Source organism: Rhizobium sp. 01L410, assembly GCF_056400165.1.
Genome location: NZ_JBFTST010000010.1, coordinates 204,503 through 230,016, shown reverse-complemented (window position 1 = coordinate 230,016; position 25,514 = coordinate 204,503). Strand labels below are relative to the sequence as shown.

Sequence of the window (25,514 nt, the reverse complement as noted above, 5' to 3'; positions counted from 1 at the left end):
TCGGGCTCGATCTCGCCCTCCTACGTCCGCCCGGTCGGCGGCAATGGCGGCCTGACCACCTGGTCCTTCGGCCCGACGCTGAACCTGCCGATCTTCGACGGCGGCCGCCTGCGCGCCAATGTCGACATCACCAAGTCGGATGCCAAGGCCGCCTATCTCGCCTGGAAGTCTGCGGTGCTGAGCGCCGTCGAGCAGGTCGAGAACGCACTGTCGGCGGTCCGCCGCGATGCGCAGACGGTTCAGGCCCTGCGTGCCCAGGTGAAGACCACCCAGGAATCGCTTGAGCTCTCGACCGCCAGCTACAAGGACGGCGCGTCCTCGCTGCTCGACGTTCTCGATGCCCAGCGCAACGTCTCGACGGCCCAGGCAAGCCTGGCCGCTGCCGTCCAGCAGATGGCCAAGGACTACGTCTCGCTCAACGTCGCCGTCGGCGGCGGCTATGCGCCCGATGGCGCAAAGCCGAGCGCTGTCGCGAAGGTGCAGACGGTTGCGGTAAAGAAGTAATCACCGCTGAACGATCCAGAAGAAGCCCCGCTCTGCGGGGCTTTTTTTATGTCCGCAACATCTAATACAGTGCGGAAAACGCCAGTTACGCTAAGATTCGATTCGACAACGCCACATGCTTCCTGTAGAGCCTGATTAAACGATTAATCAAACGCACGGCAAACCATGGCTTCGTCACGCCCGGGACCGAACTTGAGCAGGATAGCAACGTCGCTCGGCGTCTCCGTCGCGACCGTTTCGAACGCGCTTTCGGGCAAGGGCCGTGTCTCCGAGCAGCTGGCGGAAAAGATCCGCGAGCATGCCGCCGAGCTTGGTTATATCCCCAGCCAGGCAGGCCGGGCACTACGCACCGGCCGCAGCGGCGTCCTCGGCCTCGTGCTTCCGGATATTGCCAATCCGCTCTTCCCGAAAATCGCCCAGGCGATCGAATTCGCCGCCAAGTCCGCTGACTACGGCGTGCTCATCGCCGACTCGCGCGGCGATGTTACGGCGCAGACCGAGGCGATCAACCGCCTGATCGAACGCGGCGTCGACGGTATGGTCATCGTCCCCCGCCGCGCCACCCGCATCTCCGCTTCCAGCTGTCCCGTCGCCGTCATCGACACGGCCTCGACCCCCGGCAACACTGTCGCAGCCGATCACTGGCAGGGCGGCCAGCAGATCGCCGCGCATCTGGCGGGTCTCGGCCACAAGCGCATCCTGATCATCGGCAACAATCCGGAATCGAACGTCCAGAACGATCGCGCCGGCGGCATTCGCTCCGGGCTCGCCAAGGGCATGAGCTCGGAAATGCTCTGGATCGAACGGCTCGAACAGACGGCCGGCGCCGGCTGCCGGCTGGGCCTCGCCAGGAAGGCTGCCGAAGGCTTTACCGCCTTCGCCGCCCTCTCCGATCTGCAAGCCCTTCGGGCACTGACCGAGCTGCAGCAGGAAGGTATCAATGTGCCTGCCGATGTCAGCGTCACCGGCTTTGACGACCTGATCTGGTCACCGGTCGTCACTCCCGCGCTGACCACGGCGCGGATGGACATGGACAGGATCGCCGAGATCGCCATCTCGGCGCTGCTGAAGACCATTCTGGAAAGCGGCACCCGGGAGGGTGTCATCGTCACTGCGGAGACCGATCGCGTACCCATGCAATTGATCGTCCGCCAATCCTCCGGGCCCGCCAGCCCGGGAAAAGAAAACCTGACAGATGGAGAACTCGCGACATGAAATCCCTCATCGCATCGGTAGCGCTCTTGGCGCTCTCCCCGCTGGCGGCAGCCGCGCAGGACCGGACGCTGACCATTTCCGTCTATGCCTTCGCACAGGACGACTTCAAGACGATCGTCTACGATCCCTTCGAAGCGAAATGCGGCTGCAAGCTCGTCGTCGAAACCGGCAATAGCGTCGAGCGCATCGCCAAGATGGAAGCGAACAAGGCGAACCCCGTCATCGACATGGCCGTCGTCTCGATGGCCGACGCGCTCTCGGCCTCCCGCAAGGATCTGATCGACAAAATCGACACGTCGAAGCTCACCAATTTCGGCAAGCTTTACGACGTCGCCAAGGATCCGAACGGCGACGGCATGAGCGTCGGCTACACCTTCTACGCCACCTCGATCGCCTACCGCTCCGACAAGATGAAGATCGAGTCCTGGGCTGATCTGCTGAAGCCTGAATATGTCGGCCACGTCGCTTTCCCGAACGTCACCACCAATCAGGGACCGCCGGCACTCTTCATGCTCGGCAAGGCGATCGGCAAGGATACGCCTGACCTTAAGGGCGCGATCGCGGCCGTCGGCGAAAAGAAGGACGATATCGTCACCTTCTACGAAAAGTCCTCGCAGCTCGTGCAGCTGATGCAGCAGGAAGAGATCTGGGCCGCCCCGATCGGCCGCTTCTCCTGGGCAGGTTTCACCAAGCTCGACGTGCCCGTTGCATGGGCCACCCCGAAGGAAGGCCAGACCGGCGGCATGAATGTCATGGTTCTCGCCAAGGGCTCGAAGAACCAGGATCTCGCCCTGCAGTTCATGGATTTCTGGCTCTCCACCGACATTCAGACCAAGCTTGCCGAAAAGCTGGTCGACAGCCCCGCCAACACGGAGGTCAAGCTGTCCGAGGCCGCTGCCAACAACCTCACCTATGGCGAAGACACCGCCAAGAGCCTGAAGCTCATCCCCTCTGCCGTGGCGCTCGATAATCGCGATGCCTGGCTGAAGGAATGGAACAGCACGGTCGGCCAGTAAGCCACAAATAACATCCGGTCCCGGCAAGCCCGGGACCGCTTCTTACCCGCCCGAAAGGCTCCCGATGTTTCAGAACCGAGCAGAAGCTTTGGCGCTTGCGCTGCCGGCCGCAATCTTTGCGGCCGTGGTCTTCCTGCTGCCCGTCGCCATTCTGCTCTCCGAAGGTTTTCGCGCTGACGGCGCATGGACACTGTCGGCCTACACCGATTTCTTCTCCGAGCAGCTGAACCGCACCGTCTTTCTGCGCACCTTCCGGCTCGGCCTCGAAGTCACCGCCGTCTCCGCCGTCGTCGGCTATGCCGCGGCCTTTGCCATCGTCAACTTGCCGCCCAAGGGCAAGGGCCGGATGATCGGTCTGGTCACCCTGCCGCTGATGATTTCGCCGGTGGCCCGAACCTACGCCTGGATCGTCATCCTCGGCCGCACCGGCATCATCAATCGGGCGATCACCGGTCTCGGCTTCAGCGACGAGCCGCTGCGCCTGCTCTTCACCGAAACCGCGGTCTTCATCGGCCTGCTGCAGCTCTTCCTGCCGCTGATGATTCTGTCGCTGATCAGCGCCCTGGAAAACATGCCGAAGGATGCGATCCCGGCCGCCCGGGTGCTCGGCGCCAACTGGTTCCAGGTGTTCTGGAAGGTCATCCTGCCGCTCACCAAGGAGGGCCTCGTGGTCGGCGGCACGCTCGTCTTCACCGGCTCGCTGACCGCCTACATCACTCCCGCCGTGCTCGGCGGCTCCAAGGTGCTGATGCTGGAGACGCTGCTCTACCAGCAGGTCTCCGTCTCCAACAATTTCGTCTCGGCCAGCGTCATCGCCTTCATGCTGATCGTCATGAGCTTTGCCGCCAACATCCTGCTGAAACGCCTGGCGACCGCAAGGAACAAGCGATGACCGCGCGCCTCTTCCCGCCCATCGTTCTAATCCTGCTGCTGACCTTCCTGATCGGCCCGTTCCTGATCATCATCGCCGGCTCGCTCTCGGCCGGCGATACGCTGGCCTTCCCGCCGCAGGGCCTGTCGCTGAAATGGGTCGCCAAGGTCTTCACCATCGACAGCTTCCGCGAGAGCTTCGGCATGTCGATGTTCCTCGCCGTTTTCGGCACGCTCTCGGCGCTCATCCTCGGCATTCCCGCCGCCTATGCGCTGTCGCGCTACAAGCTGCCCTTCGCCGAAACCATCCGCACCATCGTTTCCCTGCCGATCATCGTGCCCGGCATCATCGTCGGCCTGGCGCTGCTGCGCTATCTGGTCGTGCCCTTTGGCTTCAACATCACGCTGGCGCTATTCTTCGCCCACACCGCGCTGGTGCTGCCCTATGCCGTGCGCGTCGTCTCGGCGAGCCTCAACAACCTGCGCTCCGATATCGAGGAAGCCGCCGTCCTGCTCGGCTCCTCGCGATCCGGCGCCTTCTTCCGCGTCGTCATGCCGAATATCCGCGGCGGCATTCTCGCCGCCTTCATCCTCGGCTTCGTCACCAGCTTCAATCAGGTGCCGGTCTCGCTGTTCCTCTCCGGCCCCGGTGTCCGCACCCTGCCGATCGACATGCTGGGCTACATGGAAACCACCTACGATCCGTCGATCGCGGCGCTCTCCTCGCTGCTCGCCTTCCTGTCCATCGGCATCGTCTTCCTTGCCGAACGCTTCCTGGGATTCTCGCGTTATGTCTGATGCCTATCTTCAACTCGACAAGCTGACGCTGGCCTATGGCGATACGATCGCGGTGAAGGACCTCGATCTCACGATCGAAAAGGGTGAACTCGTCGCCCTGCTCGGCCCCTCCGGCTGCGGCAAGACGACGACGATGCGCTCGATCGCCGGCCTGCTGACGCCCGCCTCCGGCCGCATCAATCTCGATGGCGACGACATCACCCGCGTCTCGGCCAACAAGCGCAATGTCGGCCTCGTCTTCCAGTCCTACGCCCTTTTCCCGCATCTGACCGTCTACGAAAACGTCGCCTTCGGCCTACGCCTCAAGGGCATATCCGGCCAGCATCTCGACAAGCGGGTCACCTCCGGCATCAAGTCGGTCGGTCTCGCAAGCTTTGCCGCCCGGAAACCAGCCGAACTCTCCGGCGGCCAGCAACAGCGCGTGGCGCTTGCCCGCTCGATGGTGATGGAACCCAAGGTGCTGCTGCTCGACGAGCCGCTGTCCAACCTCGACGCCCGGCTGCGTCTGGAAATGCGCGCCGAGCTACAGCGCGTCCAGAAGGAAACCGGCGTGACGATGATTTTCGTCACCCATGATCAGGTGGAGGCGCTGGCCCTTGCCGACCGGATCGTCGTGATGCTGAACGGCGGCATCGAGCAGATTGGCACACCCGAAGACATCTACAATCGCCCCGTCTCGGCCTTCGTCGCCGATTTCGTCGGCTTCGAGAACGTCTTCAAGCTCGAAGGCGGCAAGCTCGTCACCCAAAACGGCCCGATCGATTTGCCGGCTCCTGCGCCTCAGGCTGCGGGGCTGGCCTGGCGGCCGCGCACGGTCATCCTTGGTTCCGGTCCTTTCCGGGGAGCCGTGCGCGGCACCTCCTTCGCCGGGAATACCCGCGAGTACCTGCTCGACACGCCGCTCGGGCCGATCAAGGCGGAGGTCGATGCAAGCCTGCCCGCCCACGCGATCGGCACCGCGCTTTCCTTCGACCTTCCGCTTGCTGCACCCGCAAGCCTTTCGCGCTTCGGGTGACATGATGGGAATTTGGATCGATACCGACATGGGCTTCGACGACATCGCCGCCATTCTCGTGGTGAAGCAGTCGGGGCTTGTAATCGATGGCGTCTCGCTGGTCTTCGGCAACACGCCGCTGCCACAGGTGAAGCTGAATGCCGCCGGCGCCGCACAGGCCTTCGGCTGGACCTTCCCGATCCACAGCGGCCGCGCCAATCCGGTGATCGGCAAGATCGAGACGGCGCAGGCGATCCTCGGCGATACCGGCATCCCCACAGCGGGCCGCACGCTACCGCAAGGACCGGCGCTGCCCGATAGCGACGCTTTCCTCGCCCTCTGCCGCTGGCTCGGAACGGATGGCCCGCACCGCATCCTGGCGCTCGGGCCGCTGACCAATATCGCAGCGCTGGCACTCGCCCGGCCCGATCTCGCCGTCCGCATCACCGAACTGACCTGGATGGGCGGCGGAGTCACGATTGGCAATCATACGGCATCCGCAGAGTTCAACGCGCTTGCCGATCCGGAAGCGCTGGCAATTGTCATCAGCCACGGCCTGCCGCTGAAGATGGTCGATCTCGACCTCTGCCGCAAAGTGCTAGCGAGGCCCGACGATGTCGGCCCGATCCGTTCCGCCGGTGGTGCCAATGCCGACCTCATCGCCGACATGTTGGCCGGCTATGTCGATATCGGCGTCAGCCGCGGCCGCACCGCCATGGCGATCTATGATCCCTCTGCCGCCGTCGCTTTCGCCGCCCCCGAACTCGTCACCTTCCGCGCCGCGCGCATCGATGTCGAACTCGGAGGCCAGTTCACCCGCGGCCGCACCGTCGTCGAGACCCGCGCAACCCATGCGGCGCCCAATGCCGAATTTGCTGTCGAGATCGATGCTGAGGCCGCCCGCGCGATCATCCTCGGCGCGCTCGAAAGCGAGGCCGGCAGATGAGCCATCCGCTCCGCCAGGAACCCGCCGATCTCAACGATCCCCAATTGCGCGCCCGCGCCGTGGCCGCCGCCCGCGGCGATGCGCCTTTCGATATCCTGATAACAGGCGGCAAGCTGCTCGATACCGTCACCGGCCTGATCCGCGAGGCGGATATCGGCCTGACCGGCTCGCTGATCTCAAGCGTGCACGCGCCGGGAAGCCGCAGCGATGCCGCCGAAATCATCGACGCATCTGGCACCATCATCACCCCCGGCCTGATCGACACGCATATGCATGTCGAAAGCTCGATGGTGACACCCGCCGAATATGCCCGCGCCGTGCTGCCGCGCGGCGTCACGACGATCCTCTGGGATCCCCATGAGTTCGGCAATGTCCACGGCCTCGACGGCGTGCGCTGGGCGATCGAGGCATCCGCTGGTTTGCCGCTCCGCATGATCCTGCTCGCCCCATCCTGCGTGCCCTCGGCCCCCGGCCTGGAACGCGCCGGGGCTGATTTCGATGCCTCCGTCATCACCGAAATGCTGCGTTCTCCTGCGATCGGCGGCGTTGCCGAGGTCATGAACATGCGCGGCGTTATCGACGGCGATCCGCGCATGACCGAGATCGTCAATGCCGGTCTGGCATCCGGAAAGCTCGTCTGCGGCCACGCCCGCGGGCTGGAGGGCGCCGATCTCAACGCCTTCATGGCCGCGGGCATCACCTCCGATCACGAACTGACCTCCGGCGCGGACCTGTTGCAGAAGCTCGCGGCAGGCATGACCATCGAGCTGCGCGGCTCACATGATCATCTGCTCGCCGAGTTCGTCGAGGCCTTGAACGACATCGGCCATCTGCCGCCGACAGTGACGCTCTGCACCGACGACGTCTTCCCTGACGAACTGCTTGACGGCGGCGGCCTCGACGACGTGATCCGCCGCCTGGTGCGCTACGGCATGCGCCCGGAATGGGCGCTCCGCGCCGCCACCTTCAATGCTGCCCAGCGCCTGAAGCGCAGCGATCTCGGCCTGATCGCCGCCGGGCGCCGCGCCGATATCGTGCTCTTCGAGGATCTGACCGATTTCAGGGCGCGGCGGGTGATCGCCAACGGCCGCACCATTGCCAGCGAGGGCACCATGACAGCGGCGCTGAAGCCGCTCGATACCGCGCCGCTGACGCAATCGGTCAAGCTCGCGCCCCTCGGCGAGGACGACTTCAAGGTCCGCTCCGAAGGTACGCGCGTGCGCGTCGCCACCATCGACCGTCCGCGCTTCACCCAATGGGCCGAAGCTGAAACGTCAGTTGAAAACGGTTTCGTCGTCCCGCCCGCAGGCAGCACCATGATCTCGGTCGCCCATCGCCACGGACTGGCGGATGGCCACCCGCGCACCGGTTTTCTGACGGGCTGGGGAGAATGGCGCGGCGCCTTCTGCACCACCGTCTCGCATGACAGCCACAACCTGACGGTCTTCGGCGGCAACACCGGGGATATGGCGGCGGCCGCGAATGCGGTGATCGCAGCAGGCGGCGGCATGGCGGTCGCGAAGGATGGCGTCATCCTGGCGCTGCTGCCGCTGCCGCTCTCAGGCCTCGTCACGGAGGCGCCGCTTGCCGAGACGGCGCAGGGCTTTCGCGAAATCCGTCAGGCGATGGAAGAGATCGTCACCTGGCAGCCGCCCTACCTCGTCTTCAAGGCCTGCTTCGGGGCGACACTTGCCTGCAATATCGGTCCGCATCAGACGGATATGGGGATTGCCGATGTGCTGACGGGGACGGTGCTGGAGACACCGGTGCTGGAGGTATTGTCCTAAGGATCGCTTGGAGGATGTAGCCCCCTCATCCGACCCTTCGGGCCACCTTCTCCCCGCTGGGGAGAAGGGAAATCGCTCCCTCGGCGAACCTAAATTATTGGAGCAAGACCGTGCTACAAGTCCCTTCTCCCCAGCGGGGAGAAGGTGCCCGAAGGGCGGATGAGGGGGCCAAAGTCCACTGCTCTCGCTCGCACGCGACCTAAGCCGCCAACTCCCGCTCCACCAGCTTCACCCAATACGCCGCCCCAAACCCAAGCGCCCCATCATTGAAATCATAGGCGGTATTGTGATGCAGCGCCCCGTCGACAGCCGGTCCGTTCCCGAGCCAGACGTAACACCCAGGCGCATTCTGCCCGAAAAACGCAAAGTCATCCCCCGCCGTCGACGGCGGAAAGCTCGTGCGGACCTTCGCCCCGAACACCTCGCCCGCAGCACCCAGCGCCCGCGCCGTTGCATCGGTATCATTGACGACAGGCGGAATGCGGCGCTCGAATTGATATTCCGCAGCAATGCCGAACATCTGCGCGGTGCCATGCGCCAGACGGCCGATCTCTTCTTCCAGCTGATCGCGCACTTCGGGCGAATAGGCGCGCGCCGTCCCGCCGATCTCGACGATATCGGGGATGACGTTCAGCGCCTTCGGGTCACCCGCCTGCAGCGAACAGGCGCTGACAACGGCCGGCTGCAGCGGATCGACGACACGGCCGACGATCGTCTGTAGCGAGGCGATAAACGTTCCGGCGGCAGTGATCGGATCGCGGCCGAGATGCGGCTTGGCGCCATGCGTGCCGGTGCCGCGAAAGGTGACGCGCCAGCTATCGGATGAGGCAAGCTGCGGCCCCGCGACGACGGCGATCTCATCGGTGTCGAGACCGGGCATATTGTGCAGGCCGTAGACGGCATCGCAGGGAAAGAGCTCGAACAGTCCCTCCTCGACCATCCGCCGCGCACCGCCCCGTCCCTCTTCGGCCGGTTGGAAGATGAAATGAACCGTGCCCGAAAACCCCTTGGTTTCCGCGAGATAGCGCGCCGCGCCGAGAAGCATCGCGGTGTGGCCGTCATGGCCGCATGCATGCATCTTGCCCTGAACAGTGGACTTGTAGGGCCGCTCGGCAATCTCGGGCATCGCCAGTGCATCCATATCCGCGCGCAGACCGATGACGCGCGTGCCGTTGCCGACCTGCAGCGTGCCGACAACGCCCGTCATCCCCAGTCCGCGATGCACCTTGATGCCTGCCTCTTCCAGCAGTCTCGCGACGATGCCGCTGGTGCGCTCCTCCTCGAAGCCGAGTTCCGGATGGGCGTGCAGATCGCGGCGAAGCGAGGTCAGAAAGGGCAGATCGTCGATGATCCCTGCGGGAATGGTCATGAGCCGGGATGTCCTTGCATGCGAAAACGGGCGCCAGACCGGCGCCCGCTTCATGGATCCTTTGTTCAACAAAGGAGCGGTGAGTTCAACCCCTCACGTTTCCTCGACGAACACCTCTTCGCGCTTCTTCTTGACGCTCGGCAGGAAGACGATGATCAAGACGCCGAGCGCGATGGCAAGCAGCACGGCGCTGATCGGACGCGTCACGAAGGTCGTCGGATCGCCGCGCGACAGGATCATCGCCCGCCGCAGGTTTTCTTCCAGCAGCGGCCCGAGCACGAAGCCGAGCAGCAGCGGCGCCGGCTCGCAGCGCAGCTTCGCCAGCACGTAGCCGATCAGGCCGAAGAAGGCGACGGCATAGAGGTCGTAGACATTGGCGTTGACGCTGTAGACCCCGATCGAGCAGAAGGCCATGATGACAGGGAAGAGCACGTAGTAGGGCACCGTCAGCAGCTTCACCCAGAGACCGATCAGCGGCAGGTTGAGGATGACGAGCATCAGGTTGCCGATCCACATCGAGGCAATGATGCCCCAGAACAGCGCCGGCTGTTCGGTCGCGACATTCGGACCGGGGACGATCCCCTGAATGATCATCGCGCCGACCATCAGCGCCATGACCGGGTTGGCCGGAATGCCGAGCGTCAAGAGCGGGATGAACGAGGTCTGCGCGCCCGCATTGTTGGCCGATTCAGGACCTGCTACACCGGCCACCGCACCATGCCCGAACTCTTCCGGGTTCTTCGACGTGCGCTTCTCCACCGTATAGGAGGCGAAGGACGCCAGAATGGCACCGCCGCCGGGCAGGATGCCCAGTGCCGAGCCGATCGCCGTGCCGCGGATGACTGGCGCGATCATCTGCTTGAACTCGCTCTTCGAAGGCAGCAATCCGGAGACTTTTGCCATCAGCACCGTCCGGGTCTTCTCGCCTTCGAGATTGCGCAGGATTTCGGCGATGCCGAAAACACCGACCGCGAGCGCCACGAAATTCAGCCCATCGGCATATTCGCGGATGCCAAGCGTGAAGCGCGGTGTCCCGGTGTAGATGTCGGTGCCGACGAGCCCGAGCAGCAGCCCGAGCGCCACCATCGCCAGCGCCTTGATGATCGAGCCATGCGCCAGCGCGATCGACGACACCAGGCCGACGATCATCAGCGAGAAATATTCGGGCGCGCCGAATTTCAGCGCGATCTCCGTCAGCGGCGGCGCGAAGATGGCGACAAGGAAGGTCGAGACCGTTCCGGCGAAGAACGAGCCAAGTGCGGCGATCGCAAGTGCTGCCCCCGCCCTGCCCTTACGGGCCATCTGATAGCCGTCGATCGCCGTCACCGCCGAGGATGACTCGCCCGGCATGTTGATGAGGATCGCCGTCGTCGAACCGCCATACTGCGCGCCGTAATAGATGCCGGCAAGCATGATTAGCGAGGAGACCGGCTCCAGCTGGAAGGTGATCGGCAGCAGCATGGCGATCGTCGCCGTGGCGCCGATGCCAGGCAGCACGCCGATCAGCGTGCCCAGGAGAACCCCGATCAGGCAGAAGAGCAGGTTAGCAGGCGTTGCTGCCGTGGCGAAACCGAGTGCGAGATTGTTGAAAAGTTCCATATCTCTCTCCTCAGAACCTGGTCCACGGACCGAAGCGCTCGAACGGCAGGCCGAGGCCATAGCTGAACACCGCGACCGAGAAGACTGTCAGGCCCAGCGACAGGATCAGCGCATAGAAGACATTCATCTTCTCCGACGCGAAGCAGGCGACGAAGGCGGTGAGAAACAGCGAGGGCGCAAAGCCGAGACCGCGCACCGTCAGGCCGAAGAGCACAGGCGCCGGCAGAATGAACAGCATGCCGCGCCAGGCAAAGGGGTCGATCGGCTCACCCTCGACGCGCAGCGCCTGGAAGAACACGATCCCGCCAAGGATGACAAGCACCCCCGAGAGCACCAGCGGAAAATAGCCCGGCCCCATGCGCAACGCGGTACCGAGTTCGAGCGTGAAGGACTGGTAGGCGAAGAATGCGCCGGTCGCGACGAGCAGCGCGCCGCAGATCGCATTGGTGGTGTCGAATGTGACAGATTTCATGGTGTCTCCGTGGGGTTGGAGATGGAACCTCGCAGGAAGCATCTGGCTGCACGAACACCCTCTCCGGCAAAGGAGAGGGTGCGCAATTGCAGCAGATGCTTAGTCAGCGTATTCGCCGGCAGCTTCGATCACCGGCTTCCAGCGGGTGATTTCGCTCTCGAGCTTTGCCTTCAGGGCCGCAGGCGTCGCATCGGCGTCCGGCGACGGCACGGTGCCGAGTTCGGCGAAGCGGGCAGCAACGTTGCTGTCCTTCAGCGCCACCTGCAGTGCCTTCGACAGACGCTCGTTGACCTCAGCGGGCGTGCCCTTCGGCGTGTAGATGCCGTGCCAGATGCCGACTTCGAAGCCCGGCAGGCCGCCTTCGACAGCGGTCGGAACGTCCTTCAGGACATCCAGGCGCTTCGGCGAGGTCACGGCATAGGCCTTGATCGTGCCGCCCTGGATCTGCTTGGTGGTGTTGGTGGTCTGGTCGCACATGATATCGACCTGGCCGCCGAGCAGATCGGTCATCGCCGGGCCGGTACCCTTGTAGGGAACCGTCGTCAGCGGTGTCTGGATGGCACTCATGAACATCATGCCGCAGAGATGCGAGGCCGCACCGATACCGGCATTGGCGTAGGTGACCTTGTCCTTGTTCGCCTTGACATATTCGACCAGGCCCTTGAGATCGGTCGGCTCGAAATCCTTGCGGGCGACGATCGTCATCGGCACGTCGGTGACGAGGCCGACGTAATCGAAGGCATTGAGCGTGTCATAGGCAAGCTTGCGGTAGAGCGTAGCGGACGTCGCCATGCCAATGTGGTGAAGCAGGATGGTGTAACCATCAGCATCGGCCGACGCGACGCGTCCGGCGCCGAGCGTACCGCCGGCACCGCCGACATTTTCGACGACGATCTGCTGTCCCAAATCCTTCGACATGGATTCGGCAACGAGGCGCGCGACGGTATCCGTCGGGCCACCGGCCGCGAACGGCACGACCATGGTGATTGTGCGTTCAGGATAGCCCTGTGCGGATGCACCGGCAGCGAAAAGAGAGACGGCGGCAGCGGCCGTCATGCCAAGCATGGCCTTGAAGAGTTTCATCGTTTTCCTCCCTGATGAAAACAGGCTGTCCACCGGCGCTTCCCATGCGCCGGTGGAATGGCGGCCATTAACAGGAGGTAAACGCGCCCCGGCAATCGTCAGGCGCCACCGCCAGGCAGAGATTTCGCCTGCGTGCGCTGCACCATGGGTCGATTTGGAAACAAAGGCCAAAGACGATGGGTGGAAATCCACCCATTTCGACTATTCGGAAACGAGCATCTTCTTGTCGAGCCCATATTTCTGCATCTTTTCGTACAGCGTCTTGCGGGAAATCTGCAGCGACTCGTAGACGGGCTTGAGGCTTCCGCCATGCGCGACAAGCGCCGTGGCAATCACGCCGCGCTCGAATTCGGCGACGCGATCGGCAAGCCCGGACACCTCGCTATTGGGCCGCTCGCCACCGTCGAGGCCGAGCACCAGCCGGTCTGCCGCGTTGCGCAGTTCTCGTACATTGCCCGGCCAGTCCCGCTGGGCGATATCGGAGATCAGGTCAGGCGAAACCGGCAGATCGTCGCGCCCATAGCGCGCCGCCGCCTCTCGTACCAACTGGAGAAACAGCAGCGGAATATCCGCCCGCCGCTGCGTCAGCGCCGGCACATGCAGGGTCGCGACATTCAGCCGGTAGAAGAGATCGGCGCGGAAGCGGCCGGCGGCGACCTCGGCTTCCAGATCGACCTTGCTGGTGGCGATGAAGCGGACGTCGAGCGGCACGATTTCGTTGGAGCCGAGCCGCGAGATTACCCGCTCCTGCAGCACCCGGAGAAACTTCGCCTGCAGATCGAAGGGCATCGAGCCGATCTCGTCGAGCAGGATTGTCCCGCCGCGGCCGTGCTCGAATTTGCCGTAACGCGGGCGCACGGCGCCGGGAAAGGCACCGGCCTCGTGGCCGAACAGCTCGCTCTCAATGAGGTTCGCAGGCAAGGCCGCGCAGTTGATGGCGATGAAGGGGCGGCTGGCCCGGGCGCTGATATCGTGCAGCGCCCGGGCCACCACTTCCTTGCCCGCCCCGGTCTCGCCGACAATGAGCGTATCGGCATCGCTCGCTCCGATCGCGCGGATGCGGTAGCGCAGATCGACCATTACCTGCGTCCGTCCCGGCAGCCGTGACTCGATGTCATCGCGCTTTCCGGCGACGGCTTTCAGCAGCCGGTTTTCGAGGACAAGACTGCGGCGCTCCAGGGCGCGCTTGATGACACCGGCCAGCATCTGCGGCGTGAACGGCTTTTCGATGAAATCATAGGCGCCTTCGCGCATTGCCTTCACCGCCAGCTGCACATCGCCATGGCCGGTGACGAGGATCACAGGCACTTCCGCATCGATCTCGCGGATCCGGTTCATCAGCGTCATGCCATCGGTGCCGGGCATGCGGATATCGCTGACGACGACGCCCGGGAAACTGTAACCGATCAGCTCGAGCACATGGTCGGCGTTCGAGAAGGTCTCAACATTGAAGCCCGAAAGCTCCAGCGCCTGCGCCGTCGAACGGCGCAGCTCCTCCTCGTCATCAACGAGCAGGATCTTCTGTTCACTCATTCCGCGGCCTCCGGCATGGCGCCAGCCGCCGATTGCAGTTCGATGCGGAACTCGGCCCCGCCATCGGGATGGTTCGCCACAGTCAGGCTGCCGCCGAAATCCTTGATGATATTGTAGGAGATCGAGAGGCCGAGACCGAGCCCCTTGCCGACGCCCTTGGTCGTGAAGAACGGATCGAAGATGCGCTCGGCAATGGCGGCCGGCACGCCGGGCCCGAAGTCGCGCACTGTCAGCACCACTTTGCCGGCACTCTCGAAGGCGCTGACCTCGATCCGCCGGTCGTTCAGGCCCTCCACCGCATCAGCCGCATTCGAGATGACATTGACCAGCACCTGCTGCAGACGCACGGAACCCGCCCGGACGACCGGCGGATGCAGGCCAAGATCGAGCTGCAGATCGGCATCGGCCGCCTTCAGCCGCCAGGCGACGATCTCCAGCGTATCGCGGATCGCCTCGTCGAGCGGCACTGGCCCGAGCTTCTCGTTCGGCTTGCGGGCGAAATTGCGAAGATGCTTGCTGATCGCCGCCATCCGGTCGATCAGCCCGCCGATACGGCGGATATTGTCCTGTGCCTCGGTGTTTCGTCCGCGGTCGAGCAGCACGGCCGCGCTATCCGTGTAGGTTTTGGCAGCCGCCAGCGGCTGATTGAATTCGTGCGAGAGTGCCGCCGACATCTGGCCCAGACCGGCAAGTTTGCCGGCCTGGATAAGATCGGCCTGCGTCTGCCGCAGTTGTTGCTCCGTCAGGCGCCGTTCGGCGATCTCTTCCTCGATCCGGCTGTTGACCCGCGCGAGATCGGCCGTGCGCTCTTCGACGCGCCGTTCCAGCTGGTTGCGGGCGTCGGCCTGCAACTGCATGCGTTCATTGAGCCGCATCCGGCGCTGGCGCAGAACGGCAAAGGCGAGACCGGCAATGCAGAGCATCAGGAAACCGGCAACCAGCGCCGTGCGCGCCCGCGCCCGGACGGAGCCGGTGTCGAGCAGAACGTTCACGGTCCAGTCTTCCGCCTGCATATATTGCGAGAGCACCAGATATTCCTTCTGCGCGCCCTCCTCGATCATCGTCATCAGATCATGCTCTGCGAACCGGCTGCGGCCGAGCGGCAGTGCCGTCAGCGCCGCGTTGGCATAGCGCCGGGAGGCCTCGGTCCGCTGCATGCGATCCGCCGTCAGCGGCAGGATGCTGTTATAGAGCCAGGCCGGCTTGCCGGACATGAAGATGATGCCTTCAGGATCGGAGACGAAGATGCGATATTCGCCGCTGGTCCAGGAAGACTCGATCATGTCGATATCCACCTTGAAGACGATGACGCCGCGGATGTCATCGCCGGCCCTGATCGGTGATCCGAAATAATAACCGCGCTTCAGCGAGGTCGTCCCCAGTGCGTAGAAACGCGACTGCTTTCCGGCAATCGCCTCCTGGAAATACGGGCGGTAGCTGAAATTCTCGCCGATGAAGCTTCCCGGCATATCGAAATTGCTGGCGGCGATCGTCTCGCCGTCGGGCTTGATCACATAGATGTCTGAGGACTTGAGGAGATGGTTGATCTCCTTGAGATAGAGGTTCGCGGCGTCCCGAAGATCCTTGTCGTCGGGATGCGTGACCAGTTCCTTGATGTCATCGTGATCGGCAATCAGCGCCGGCAGTGCCTCGTAGCGGTTCAGGTGACCGCTGAGGGCGGAGACGGCCAGCCGCAGCGCCGTCCCAGCCTGCGCCGAGGCCTCGCCCATATAGGCGCGCGTCGCCAGCGATCCGCCGTAATAGAAGAAGGCGAAAACGACGAAAGGCACTGAAAACAGCGCAAATGTAAGCCTATGCCTCTGAGACAGCGGCGGCTCCTCCCATTTTGCCTCCCTCCCCAGGAAGGCAACCCCGACCGCCCGATTGTACTGACCGGCGCCGCGAATTCCAAGAGGCCAGCGGCATGGCCAAGGCGATCACCCTGCCCTTGACACTCCGGGCCCGGAATTGTCCTATCGGCCGACTGTGATGGGAGACCGCGATGACCGACGAACAGGCGCCTGTTGACAGCAAGCTCACCACGTCCAAGCGCCGTTGGGCGGCGGAAGGCAAGTTCCTGACAGGGCGAATTGCCCGCCCGGAGACCGAGCGCTTGCCGCCCGGGCAGCATCTGGTGAAGAACTGGCCGGTGCTCGATCTCGGCGAGCAGCCGGCGATATCGCTGGATGATTGGAAGCTCGAGGTGCGCGGTCTCGTAGAGACACCGCTTGCGCTGACATGGCCTGATTTCCAGTCGATGCAGCAGAGCACCCGTGTCAGCGACATCCATTGCGTGACGACATGGTCGCGCTACGACAACCGCTGGGAAGGTGTTTCGACCCGCGATCTGCTGGATGCCGCCATGCCGAAGGCCGAAGCCGGCTACGTCATGCTGACGAGCTATGACGGCTACACGACCAATCTGCCGCTGGCGGATTTTGCCGCCGAAGACGCGATCCTGGCGACCGCCTGGGAGGGGCAGCCGCTGACGGTTGATCACGGCGGCCCGATGCGGCTGGTCGTGCCGCATCTCTATTTCTGGAAGAGCGCCAAATGGCTGCGCCGCATCGACCTGATGCCGTCGGACAGGGCGGGCTTCTGGGAAATGAACGGCTATCACATGCTCGGCGACCCCTGGCGCGAGCAGCGCTACTCCGAGGACTGAACCTTCAGCAGCCTGCGGCCGGCGAAGAAGACGCCAAAGATCATCGCGAAGAAACCGGTCAGCGACGCCATGCTAGCCGTATGCAGCGGAATTTCGCTCCAGCGCGGCTTGATGACATCGGCAGTGTTGAAAGCCTCGCCGCTGAAACGGCAGGTGATCAGCGACAGGCCGCGGCGCACCATGTCGGCATCGGCATCCGAGATAATCGCGTCAGCCTCTCCAGCCTCGCGCGGCATATCCCGCAGCGACAGCAGAACCGCCTTGGTGGCGGCCAGATAGGCGTGAGCGCATTCGTTGAACGGACTCTCTTCGTCGGTCACGCTGCCGGGCATACGGCCCCAGAGACAGTAGGAATACTGGATCTGCGCATAGTTCAGCACACGGCGGAACGGCTCGTTGGTATCGGTGGCGGTGGACGCCAGCGCGATGATCCGGTCGCGATAATCAGCCATGACGGCCATTTCGCCATGCGAAATTTCAGGGACAGGAATGCCGCTGTGGTTTTCCGACGCGGTGCGGCTATGGGCCATGGCTCCGCCGGTCAGCAGCGCGAGCGCAGCTACAGAGATCGCCGAACGAAGAAGCAGCCGTTTCATCGCAGACCTTACCAATCCCTCATTCCTGTGCTTGTCACAGGAATCCAGTGCGTCCATGTCCATGGACGCGGGAAACTAGAGTCATTCACCGCGCCGACGCGCAGTGGCTGGATTCCTGTGACGAGCACAGGAATGAGGGAGAGTGCGGAACACCTCCCTCACCAAGCTCTCACCGAAACGCCGGACGGCCAACCGGGGACCGCGTTTCCAGCCGCTTCTCGGCCAGGAAGCCGAAGACCACCGCAAGCACCGACCACAGGATCACGTGCATGCCGAGCGACGTCGTGCGGAAGCTCCAGAGCACCGCTGCCGAATATTTTTCCGGCACCTCGTTGATCGGCGGCAGCAGGTACTGCACGAGGCCGATGAAGACGATGTAGGCGATACCGGCGATGATCGAGCCGTTCCAGATGCCGAAGCGGACAGCCAGATTGCGGGCCAAGGCCACGGCGGCGACGAGCGCCCCAACCGAGACGACGATCATCAGGAAGAACAGCTCGGTGCGAACGCCGATCGTGTCCGGATTACCGACAGCCGGCGGATTGGCCGGGTACTTGATGCCGGGAACGAGGATGATGGCGACGAAGGCTGCCAGCGCGATGACGGCAGCGGTGCCGCGGGCGCTGAGCTTGCTGAAGCGGCCATGCACGAAGGCGAAGGCGAGAGCAAAGAGGCCGCCGACGGCGATGCCGTAAGCCATCACGCCGGTGAAGAGGCCGATGCCGGCCTGAGTGGCGCGGCTGACGATTTCGGGTTCGGCGGCTTCGCCGGCAGCCGTGGCAGCGGCTTCCTCGAAGGCAATCGCCTTGTCGACCAGCGGCTCACCGAATGTATGGGCGAAGGCAAACACCAGGATGCCAGCAATCGCCCCCGCGATCATCCCACGGAGTAGAAGATTTCCAACCATGTCTGTCGTCCTTTAGTGGCAGGGGAAGCCGAGAAGGTGGCGGCCGTCATGCACGAATTCGTGGACGTAGCCGCCCGAGAATAGCGCCATGGCGCCCTCTTCCGTGCCGACAAAATAGATGGCGATGATCATCAGCAGGCCGCCGAAGATCGCCCATGGCAGGATTTCGCCTACCGGGATTGGCGCTGGTGCTGCAACAGGCGCAAAAGTGGTGTCAGACATATATTCCTCCTGGAATGACGCGTTTCAGTCGAAAGAGTGTTGGCGGCAAGGTCTGACTTCCAGCCTGCTTTCGCATCCTGGTCACAGTGGCGCGACCGCGCCGGATTTCCACCGGCTTCCAAACCCGCAACATGCCCGTTATATCTCTAGGCTGAGAACTGTCAACGAAACTTCATTTGCCATCCACGGCAAGCCGGAGGCTCACCTGTGCATACCCGGCTGACCTGGATCTGCCACGGCCCGACCAGCGCAAACCGCGAAGGCCGCTTCCCTCTGAACGAGCCACTGGAACAGAGCGCCGTTGTGGAAACCGCAGCGTTGACGGAGAGGCTTCGGCACGCCGATCGGAGCGCAAACAGCCCTGCCCTGGCAGGATTGCAGACGGCCGAAATCTTGAGCCTTGCCGCCACCGGCGATCCCAGGCTCGCCGATCCTGACTACGGTCGCTGGAAAGGACGCTCACTCGCCGATCTGCAGGCAAAGGAGCCGGACGCTCTGGTTCAATGGATGACGGATCCGCAATCGGCGCCGCATGGCGGCGAAAGTCTCGCGAAAGTTCAATCTCGCGTCACCGGCTGGATGGAGGAACAGCAGAACCTCGACGGGCACATGATCGCAATCGCCAATGCCGCGGTGATCCGGGCCGCCGTTCTCCATGTACTGAACGCGCCGCTCGCCTCGTTCTGGCTGACGGATATCGAACCGCTTGCCATCCTGCGCATGAGCCATGACGGCCGCCGCTGGGCGCTGCGCTTCGGCCGCTAAAGCTACCATTCCCAACGCGAAATTTAGATAAGCCTTACGCAAGCAAGTTGCGCGATACCTATTGAACCCGGCTTGCCGGGCGCTAAGTCCTTGCCCCGGGGAGACCAGCCATGACGTATGATTGGAGTGGGGAGCGTACACGGCGCATGCGTCTTCTGAAGATCGCGACCGCCGTTGTTCTCATAGGCTTTGTCATCAGCATCCCGATGCTGGTGAGCTGAAAGAAGGGCGAGCAGCCAAACTGCTCGCCTTTTCGCATTATTGCTGCGGAATCTGGATGACCGCAAAGAACAGGCCGAGCTGGCGGATCGCGTGCGCGAAGCCTTCATAATCCACAGGCTTGGTGATGTAGACATTGGCGCCGAGATCGTAGCAGCGCTGGATTTCACGCTCGTCATCGGTCGTCGTCAGGATCACCACCGGCATGCGCTTGGTGTGCTCGTTGCCCTTGATCTGCTCGAGAATGTCGATGCCCGAGGTGTCAGGCAGATTGAGATCGAGCAGCACCAGCAGATAGCGGTCCCTGCTGACCTCACCGCTGCGATCGGCACCAAGGATGAAATCGAGAGCGCTCTTGCCATTGGTGAAGGGAACGATCTCGTTGTTCACGCCGGCCCGGCGCACGTTCTTCTCGATAAGGCGGGCATGCCCCTCATCGTCTTCGATCATCACGATCGTGACTTCCTGGCCCGTGGCTTTCATGACTCTGTACCCTTTACGATGGTGGTGAGATCCGAAGGCAGGAGCAGCGTGAACGTGCTGCCGGTACCCTCAATCGACTCGACAGTAATGTCGCCGCCCAAATTTCGTATTAACGAACGCACATATGCGAGGCCGATCCCCTCGCCCGGCTGGTCTTGCTCGCCGGCGCGGCGGAACAGCTCAAAAACGCGCTCGCGGTCGTTCTTTGCAATACCGCGGCCATTATCCTCGACATCGATCTTGATACGGCCCTTGCCGGCAGGCATTGCCCGGACCGCAATCTTCACCGGGCGGCCAGGATAGCGGTATTTGACCGCATTGTCGAAAAGGTTGCCGACGATCTGGTCCAGCGAGAAGCGGTCCGTGATGAGCGCCGGAACGCGAATGTCCATCTCCATCGTCCCGTCGGCAGCGACCACCTGGTGGTGAACGCTCGCAGCCGCAGTCTCCATCGCGGCCTTGAGGTCGACCCTCTCCGGAACCAGTTTGCGGCGCCCGTCGCGGGAAATCTTCAGGATGGCGTTGATCAGCGAATCCATCTTCCGCGTCGACGAGCGGATGAAGCTCATCGCCTCCGGAAGGTCTTCCTCCACCGCCAGCCGCGCTTCCTTGATCTCGCTTTCGCTCGGCTTCTTCTCGTCGGCCATCACATAGGCCGTCACTGCAATGAGGCTCGCCTCCAGCTCGCTGAGGAAGCCCATGATATTGACCAGCGGCGCGCGCAGGTCGTGGGTGACGATATAGGCGAAGCGCTGGATCTCCTGGTTCGCCTGCATCAGATCCTCCGTGCGCTCGTTGACGCGCTCCTCAAGGCCGCTGTTCAGCGCTTCCAGTTCCTCACGCGCCCGCGACAGATCGCGCACATGTTGGAAGATAATGAGGATGGCGCCGCCAAGCACAATCACGATCGCCAACGCACCGCCGACGGTGACCCATTGCAGATCGCTGGCGGCCTCGAGCTGCTCGGCAACGATCACCCGCAAATGCTCGTCGGTCAGCCCAATGAAGCCGATCATAAGGCGCCGGGCATCGTCCATGTAGACGCGCCCGCTGTCGTTGCTGACGATGGCAAGCGCTTCCTGCTGCCTTCCGCTCTGGGCGAGCGCTACGGTGTTCTCGACCTCTGCCAGCTTGCCGTCGATCGCCTTGTCGAGGTCAGGCAGTTTCCCGGCATATTCCGGGTAGTTGGCAACGGCATCGGCAAGGCGCTTTCGCCGCTCCGGCAGATTTTTCAAGGCCAGATTGAAAGGATCGAGATAGCTCTGCTCGCCGGTCAGCAGAAAGCCGCGCTGGCCGGTTTCGGCATCCTGAAGCGCCGACAGCAGATCGGCCGAGCCGCTGCGGATCCGGCGCATCTCGGCAACGGTATCGGAATAGACCCGGTTTTCTCTCGTCAACCACAGCGAGGTCCCGACGATGCCCACCAGAAGCAGAACGCCGAGCCCGAGCATGATCAGCGTCGAGCGAACGAAGGAGGTGTTGGATGACATCAGGGATTTCTCTGAAAAGGATTTTCTGAAATACAAGTGACGGAAAAACGCCCTGCGATCAACCCGATGACCGCAAGGCAATGATACCCAGCGTGACTATAAATGGGATTTGCGTCAGTGTTTGACGCCGTCGCCCGCTATCGACGGACTGGTCACCGAAACCGGATCGCTTGCCGGAAACGTATCCTCAAGGCCGCGATCAAGCTGCGCTTCCAGCTCCTGCTCTGCCTTGGAAACGCGCGCACTCTCGCGAACGCGCATATCGCCGCCTTCCTGCGCCTCGGCCGAAGCAAATTCGCCCATCAGCGCCTTCGCCTTGTCGATTGCGTTTTGCCGGTTGAGATATCGGCTCCCTTCATCTGAACGGAGACGACCTCGCCGCCATCACTGACGAATTCGACGGTGAATCCCGATTTTCCGCCATGGCTGGGAATGACCTGAGTGCCGACGACCTGCATGGACCTATCCTCCTGAGCGTTTCAACTTCAATGTCCAAACGGCAGAGGCGATCGCTTGGTTCCGCGGGACGGCTATCAGGATTGGCGCAGGTAGCTGATGGTCAGCTCGAGTTCAAGATTGACGATCGGCATGCGCTGACCGTTCTGCACCTCGATGCTGAGCCGCTCGCCCGGCGCCGACGGCAACCCATCCAGCGCCATTTCCGCCAGCACGCGCTTGGCCTGTTCAACGGCCGAGATCAGATCCGGAAACTCGAAAGCCCGGTCGGCTGGCACAGTGCCGTCATTGTCATGCGTCTTGAAATAGAATGCGGACATTGCTTCCCACTCTGGTTTTGCTCTTTAAAGCGGGAAACAGGCTAAAGGTTTCAATTCGCGTCTAAAAACTTGGGCGGAGCCGGCCAGGCCCGTCGTTTCCGTGCGACCACCGATCCCTTGCGTCGTTCTGCAGCCCAGTGATTGCAGCAAACAATCACTACCCGTTTTCAACGAACATTTCAGACTTCGATGATATTGCTATGTCTTATATGGGGTGAGGAATGACGATGCCGGGGTTCTTTCGTAGCCGTGCCGGAAGGCAATGTTTATCGGTCATGATGCTGGGAACGGTCCTTTGGCTGCTCGGCGCCTGGCTGCAATTCGGCGACGGGCTGTCGGCTTTTGTGCAGATGTTCGATGATTACGGCGCCGAGAAGCTGGTGCTCGCCTTCGTCATCGCCGGTGCGATGAGCTTCATCTATTCGATCCTGCGCATTGCCGATCTCCGCCAGGAAATGGAGCTTCGTGCCGCGGCCCAGTTCAAGGCCGATTGGACGGCCACCCACGATCACCTGACCAAGCTTCCGAACCGCTACGCCTTCGAGCGCAAGAAACTCACCCGCTCCACGCCGAAGAACCACGAGCATGCAGAGGCGGAAGCGCTGAATGTCACCGTGTTTTCCGTCGATCTCGACGGCTTCAAGAAGGTCAACGATCTCGTCGGCCACAAGGGCGGAGACATCCTGTTGATCGAGGTTGCCCGGCGCATCTGTTCGCTCGGCAATGCCGATTGCGTCTACCGCTTCGGCGGCGACGAATTCGTCATCATCGGCGCCGGCATGACCGAGGAGCGCGAGCGGCATTTCGCGCGCGTCCTGATTCAGGCCGTCACCAGGCCAATCAGCATCGACGGCTTTGCCGTCGAGGTTGGCGCCAGTGTCGGCTACGAGCGCTGGATCGAGGGCAGCGAGCCGCTCGAAAACGCCGCGCACCGCGCCGATCTTGCGATGTACGAAGCAAAGTCGCGCGGCCCCAACCATGCCCTCGCCTTCGAAGCCTCGATGCAGGACAAGGTCGCCGAACGCGCGGCTCTCGAAGCCAAACTGCGCACCGCCATCCAGCAAAAGGCCATCCGGCCCTTCTACCAGCCGCTGATCGACCTGAAGACCGGCGATATCTGCGGCTTCGAGGCGCTAGCCCGCTGGACCGACGATAGCGGTGTCAGCATCCCGCCGCCTGTCTTCATCGGCATTGCCGAAGAGACCGGGATGATCACCGAGCTCTTCGAAAACCTGCTGACCCAGGCCTGTGGCGATGCACTGGCCTGGCATGACCGGATCGTGCTCTCCTTCAACATCTCGCCGGTGCAGATGGAAGACAGATTGCTGGCCTCGCGCGTACTCAAGGTGCTGGTCGCCTCCGGCCTGCCGCCGGAGCGGCTGGAGATCGAGATTACCGAAAATGCCCTGATCCAGGATCCGGCGGTGGCCGCCGTCATCCTTGATGAACTGCATGCGGCGGGCGTCCAGATCGCCCTTGACGACTTCGGCACCGGCTATTCCAGCCTTGCCCAGCTCGCCCGTTATCGCTTCGACAAGATCAAGATCGACAAGAGCTTCGTTGCCACCTACCAGGACGACGAACGCCAGGAAAAGATCGTCCGCGCCATGCTCGGCCTCGGCCACAGCCTGAACATCAAAACGACGGCCGAGGGCATCGAGGAACACAGCCAGCTCGGTTACCTCACCCGCCTCGGCTGCGACATCGGCCAGGGCTACCTGTTCGGAAAGGCCATGCCAGCCGATCAGGCCAGCGCGTTTATCGCCGAGCGGATGCAGACGCTGTCTGCTGCGGGATAGCCGGAGGTATCCTGAAAGCCTGCGGGCCTGAATCCGGCGAGCCGATGCAAATCACCACGCTCTCAGGAACCAAACCGCGCAGACCGCGTTGCTTTTCCAGTCTCGTCAACAGAACGTTGGAAGAAGCATGAAGAAAATAATAGTGGCCTGCCTGCTCGCCATCACCTCGATTTCGGCAATCCCGTCGCCAAGCATGGCGGCTCCCACGGAGCGGCAAAGGGAAACGTGGGCGAGAACCCACGGACAGGAGTATCGTCCGTTGCGCCATAGCCGCGATTACCGCGACGACAGACGTTACCGTCCACGTTGCCATACGGAGACCGTTCGCTATTGGCGTCACGGTGATCTCATTCAAAGACGTGAACGGATTTGCCGGTGATAGCCTGACAGATCAGTCTTCGGATCAACCTATGCCCGTCGCACACCATTGCGGCGGGCATTTTTGATCAAAACGTCGAGCGCTTGGGAAATGTCAGGATGAAGACGCTGCCGGCACAGAACGCATCTGACCAGAATCAAAGCAAGCAGAGCTGCCCAAAAGTCTCATCGCAAAAGAGCGATCAGAGGCTTTCTCAAGCCTCACCTTAGAATGCGTATTCGGTGATGAAAAATGGTAGCGGGGGGAAGGAGTGGTCTTTATAGCCGACAAGACCACGAGGCCCTAATTGACTTCGGCACCTGGCAAATCGCCTTGAAGCATGCCATTTCCAGCTATCTCAAGATCGATCCGCCAGTACCTTCCAACGGGCAAGATGTTGGCAATCGCCGTCACCGCCTCGAATAGTTGGCGATCAAATGCGGGGAGCGAAAAGATATCGATGCCAGATATAGAAAGTGCGATCACGCCGACTCAGCTAGTCGAAAGATTTGCGAAAGCCGGCATCCAAATTTCGGAACGAACCTTGCGGGATAAGGCACGCCAGATTGGCGCTTACCGCCTAATCGGCAAGACAATGTTCCTGATGCCGGAAGATGTCGAAGCCCTGTTGGAGGCATCGAGACCTAAAGGCAGGGGTCCCGCGACCCCGGCATCGCGTTGGACCGATGCCGACACCGACAAGTTAAGAAATAAGCTTACCGTGAAAAAAAGCCTGCAGGAGCAGTTACAGGGAAGTCCACTTTCCCTTTTGAACCATCAATAGGAAGTGACTACGAAAATCTGTTGAGAATGCGGGCAAAGACCTCCCCTCGCTCATCCTCAAAGACCAAGTCATGACCCTTAAAGCCTTTATCAAGCAATCCGACATGAAACGCATGGCGTCTGTCGCCAAGGAATTCGGCATTCGGGTCGAGGTCGATGCCGACGGCGTCTTCGTTCGCGTTTATCCGGATCGCCCCAGCGCCTTACCCGCATATCGAGATCCAGGCATCGACTACAGCGCGCCAGATCTGTGATATCGAAAATT

The 25,514-nt window shown here is 62.5% G+C and carries 25 protein-coding genes, 1 pseudogene and 1 riboswitch; of the genes and pseudogenes, 13 read left to right on the top strand and 13 right to left on the bottom strand.

The genetic code is table 11. The features are described from left to right. From AC1DV9_RS22005 to AC1DV9_RS21970, 8 genes are all read left to right on the top strand, one after another. Window positions 1-504 (top strand): TolC family protein (locus AC1DV9_RS22005; protein WP_477950036.1); only part of this gene is annotated, 504 nt, incomplete at its 5' end. A 165-nt stretch (window positions 505-669) separates the two neighbouring features. Beyond that, window positions 670-1,719, top strand: a complete 1,050-nt coding sequence (locus AC1DV9_RS22000; protein WP_477950035.1) for a LacI family DNA-binding transcriptional regulator — start codon at window positions 670-672, stop codon at window positions 1,717-1,719. Further along, window positions 1,716-2,735, top strand: coding sequence for an ABC transporter substrate-binding protein (locus AC1DV9_RS21995; protein ID WP_477950034.1), 1,020 nt, complete (start codon window positions 1,716-1,718; stop codon window positions 2,733-2,735). The genes AC1DV9_RS22000 and AC1DV9_RS21995 overlap by 4 nt, the downstream gene beginning before the upstream one ends. A 64-nt stretch (window positions 2,736-2,799) precedes the next feature. After that, window positions 2,800-3,627 (top strand): ABC transporter permease, encoded by an 828-nt coding sequence (locus AC1DV9_RS21990; RefSeq protein WP_477950033.1) that lies wholly within the window; start codon window positions 2,800-2,802, stop codon window positions 3,625-3,627. Next, entirely contained in the window at window positions 3,624-4,403 is a 780-nt protein-coding gene (locus AC1DV9_RS21985) for an ABC transporter permease (protein ID WP_477950032.1), read from the top strand. Before AC1DV9_RS21990 ends, AC1DV9_RS21985 begins: the two co-directional genes overlap by 4 nt. Then, window positions 4,396-5,418 carry an ABC transporter ATP-binding protein gene (locus AC1DV9_RS21980; RefSeq protein ID WP_477950031.1) on the top strand — a complete coding sequence of 341 codons (1,023 nt, stop codon included), beginning with the start codon at window positions 4,396-4,398 and terminating at the stop codon, window positions 5,416-5,418. The genes AC1DV9_RS21985 and AC1DV9_RS21980 overlap by 8 nt, the downstream gene beginning before the upstream one ends. A gap of 4 nt (window positions 5,419-5,422) precedes the next feature. Next, window positions 5,423-6,343: a nucleoside hydrolase gene (locus AC1DV9_RS21975; protein ID WP_477950044.1), complete on the top strand. Its 921-nt coding sequence runs from the start codon at window positions 5,423-5,425 to the stop codon at window positions 6,341-6,343. After that, window positions 6,340-8,130: an adenine deaminase gene (locus AC1DV9_RS21970; RefSeq protein WP_477950030.1), complete on the top strand. Its 1,791-nt coding sequence runs from the start codon at window positions 6,340-6,342 to the stop codon at window positions 8,128-8,130. The genes AC1DV9_RS21975 and AC1DV9_RS21970 overlap by 4 nt, the downstream gene beginning before the upstream one ends. Before the next feature lie 199 nt (window positions 8,131-8,329). Here AC1DV9_RS21970 and AC1DV9_RS21965 read toward each other — a convergent pair whose 3' ends face one another. The 6 genes from AC1DV9_RS21965 to AC1DV9_RS21940 all read right to left on the bottom strand — a co-directional run bounded on the left by AC1DV9_RS21965 (window position 8,330) and on the right by AC1DV9_RS21940 (window position 15,916). Next, window positions 8,330-9,499: a M20 aminoacylase family protein gene (locus tag AC1DV9_RS21965; RefSeq protein WP_477950029.1), complete on the bottom strand. Its 1,170-nt coding sequence runs from the start codon at window positions 9,497-9,499 to the stop codon at window positions 8,330-8,332. 93 nt (window positions 9,500-9,592) lie between these two features. Next, on the bottom strand, window positions 9,593-11,098 hold the full coding sequence (locus AC1DV9_RS21960) for a tripartite tricarboxylate transporter permease (RefSeq protein WP_310297477.1): 1,506 nt from the start codon (window positions 11,096-11,098) through the stop codon (window positions 9,593-9,595). Between the two features lie 10 nt (window positions 11,099-11,108). After that, window positions 11,109-11,570, bottom strand: coding sequence for a tripartite tricarboxylate transporter TctB family protein (locus tag AC1DV9_RS21955; RefSeq protein WP_477950028.1), 462 nt, complete (start codon window positions 11,568-11,570; stop codon window positions 11,109-11,111). 99 nt (window positions 11,571-11,669) lie between these two features. Continuing rightward, entirely contained in the window at window positions 11,670-12,653 is a 984-nt protein-coding gene (locus AC1DV9_RS21950; RefSeq protein WP_112541106.1) for a tripartite tricarboxylate transporter substrate binding protein BugD, read from the bottom strand. A 201-nt stretch (window positions 12,654-12,854) separates the two neighbouring features. After that, window positions 12,855-14,186: a sigma-54-dependent transcriptional regulator gene (locus tag AC1DV9_RS21945; protein WP_477950027.1), complete on the bottom strand. Its 1,332-nt coding sequence runs from the start codon at window positions 14,184-14,186 to the stop codon at window positions 12,855-12,857. Continuing rightward, a complete protein-coding gene (locus AC1DV9_RS21940) occupies window positions 14,183-15,916 on the bottom strand; it encodes a sensor histidine kinase (protein WP_477950043.1) in 1,734 nt (577 codons plus the stop codon). Before AC1DV9_RS21940 ends, AC1DV9_RS21945 begins: the two co-directional genes overlap by 4 nt. A 272-nt stretch (window positions 15,917-16,188) precedes the next feature. Between AC1DV9_RS21940 and AC1DV9_RS21935 the strand changes: the two genes are divergently transcribed. Beyond that, window positions 16,189-16,851, top strand: a complete 663-nt coding sequence (locus AC1DV9_RS21935; RefSeq protein WP_477950026.1) for a sulfite oxidase-like oxidoreductase — start codon at window positions 16,189-16,191, stop codon at window positions 16,849-16,851. On the opposite strand, the gene AC1DV9_RS21930 is transcribed toward AC1DV9_RS21935, so the two are convergent. The 3 genes from AC1DV9_RS21930 to AC1DV9_RS21920 all read right to left on the bottom strand — a co-directional run bounded on the left by AC1DV9_RS21930 (window position 16,836) and on the right by AC1DV9_RS21920 (window position 18,576). Further along, a complete protein-coding gene (locus AC1DV9_RS21930; RefSeq protein ID WP_477950025.1) occupies window positions 16,836-17,447 on the bottom strand; it encodes a hypothetical protein in 612 nt (203 codons plus the stop codon). The two genes, AC1DV9_RS21935 and AC1DV9_RS21930, sit on opposite strands and share 16 nt — an antisense overlap. Before the next feature lie 169 nt (window positions 17,448-17,616). After that, window positions 17,617-18,354: a CbtA family protein gene (locus AC1DV9_RS21925; protein ID WP_477950024.1), complete on the bottom strand. Its 738-nt coding sequence runs from the start codon at window positions 18,352-18,354 to the stop codon at window positions 17,617-17,619. A gap of 12 nt (window positions 18,355-18,366) precedes the next feature. Next, window positions 18,367-18,576, bottom strand: a complete 210-nt coding sequence (locus AC1DV9_RS21920; RefSeq protein WP_027508197.1) for a CbtB domain-containing protein — start codon at window positions 18,574-18,576, stop codon at window positions 18,367-18,369. Continuing rightward, window positions 18,576-18,726: riboswitch (adenosylcobalamin (AdoCbl) riboswitch) on the bottom strand. (Overlaps the previous gene by 1 nt.) A gap of 57 nt (window positions 18,727-18,783) precedes the next feature. On the opposite strand from AC1DV9_RS21920, the gene AC1DV9_RS21915 reads away from it, so the two are divergent. Further along, window positions 18,784-19,341 (top strand): histidine phosphatase family protein, encoded by a 558-nt coding sequence (locus AC1DV9_RS21915; RefSeq protein ID WP_477950023.1) that lies wholly within the window; start codon window positions 18,784-18,786, stop codon window positions 19,339-19,341. A gap of 258 nt (window positions 19,342-19,599) precedes the next feature. Here the strand turns inward: AC1DV9_RS21915 and AC1DV9_RS21910 are convergent, their stop codons facing one another. The 4 genes and pseudogenes from AC1DV9_RS21910 to AC1DV9_RS21895 form a co-directional block, all read right to left on the bottom strand. Next, the gene (locus AC1DV9_RS21910; protein ID WP_112385412.1) at window positions 19,600-20,043 is read right to left on the bottom strand and encodes a response regulator; all 444 of its coding nucleotides are present in this window, start codon (window positions 20,041-20,043) and stop codon (window positions 19,600-19,602) included. After that, complete coding sequence (locus AC1DV9_RS21905; protein WP_310297447.1) at window positions 20,040-21,533, bottom strand: sensor histidine kinase; 1,494 nt, start codon at window positions 21,531-21,533, stop codon at window positions 20,040-20,042. Before AC1DV9_RS21905 ends, AC1DV9_RS21910 begins: the two co-directional genes overlap by 4 nt. A 114-nt stretch (window positions 21,534-21,647) precedes the next feature. Then, window positions 21,648-21,991 (bottom strand): annotated as a pseudogene (locus tag AC1DV9_RS21900) (hypothetical protein). Between the two features lie 75 nt (window positions 21,992-22,066). After that, window positions 22,067-22,309: a DUF6894 family protein gene (locus tag AC1DV9_RS21895; protein ID WP_112385414.1), complete on the bottom strand. Its 243-nt coding sequence runs from the start codon at window positions 22,307-22,309 to the stop codon at window positions 22,067-22,069. A gap of 227 nt (window positions 22,310-22,536) precedes the next feature. Here AC1DV9_RS21895 and AC1DV9_RS21890 point away from each other — a divergent pair, with 227 nt between their 5' ends. The 3 genes from AC1DV9_RS21890 to AC1DV9_RS21880 all read left to right on the top strand — a co-directional run bounded on the left by AC1DV9_RS21890 (window position 22,537) and on the right by AC1DV9_RS21880 (window position 25,503). Then, window positions 22,537-24,108, top strand: a complete 1,572-nt coding sequence (locus AC1DV9_RS21890) for a putative bifunctional diguanylate cyclase/phosphodiesterase (RefSeq protein WP_310297442.1) — start codon at window positions 22,537-22,539, stop codon at window positions 24,106-24,108. An 818-nt stretch (window positions 24,109-24,926) separates the two neighbouring features. After that, on the top strand, window positions 24,927-25,250 hold the full coding sequence (locus tag AC1DV9_RS21885; protein WP_477950022.1) for a hypothetical protein: 324 nt from the start codon (window positions 24,927-24,929) through the stop codon (window positions 25,248-25,250). Window positions 25,251-25,320: 70 nt separating this feature from the next. Continuing rightward, complete coding sequence (locus AC1DV9_RS21880) at window positions 25,321-25,503, top strand: hypothetical protein (RefSeq protein ID WP_477950021.1); 183 nt, start codon at window positions 25,321-25,323, stop codon at window positions 25,501-25,503. Window positions 25,504-25,514: the final 11 nt, after the last annotated feature.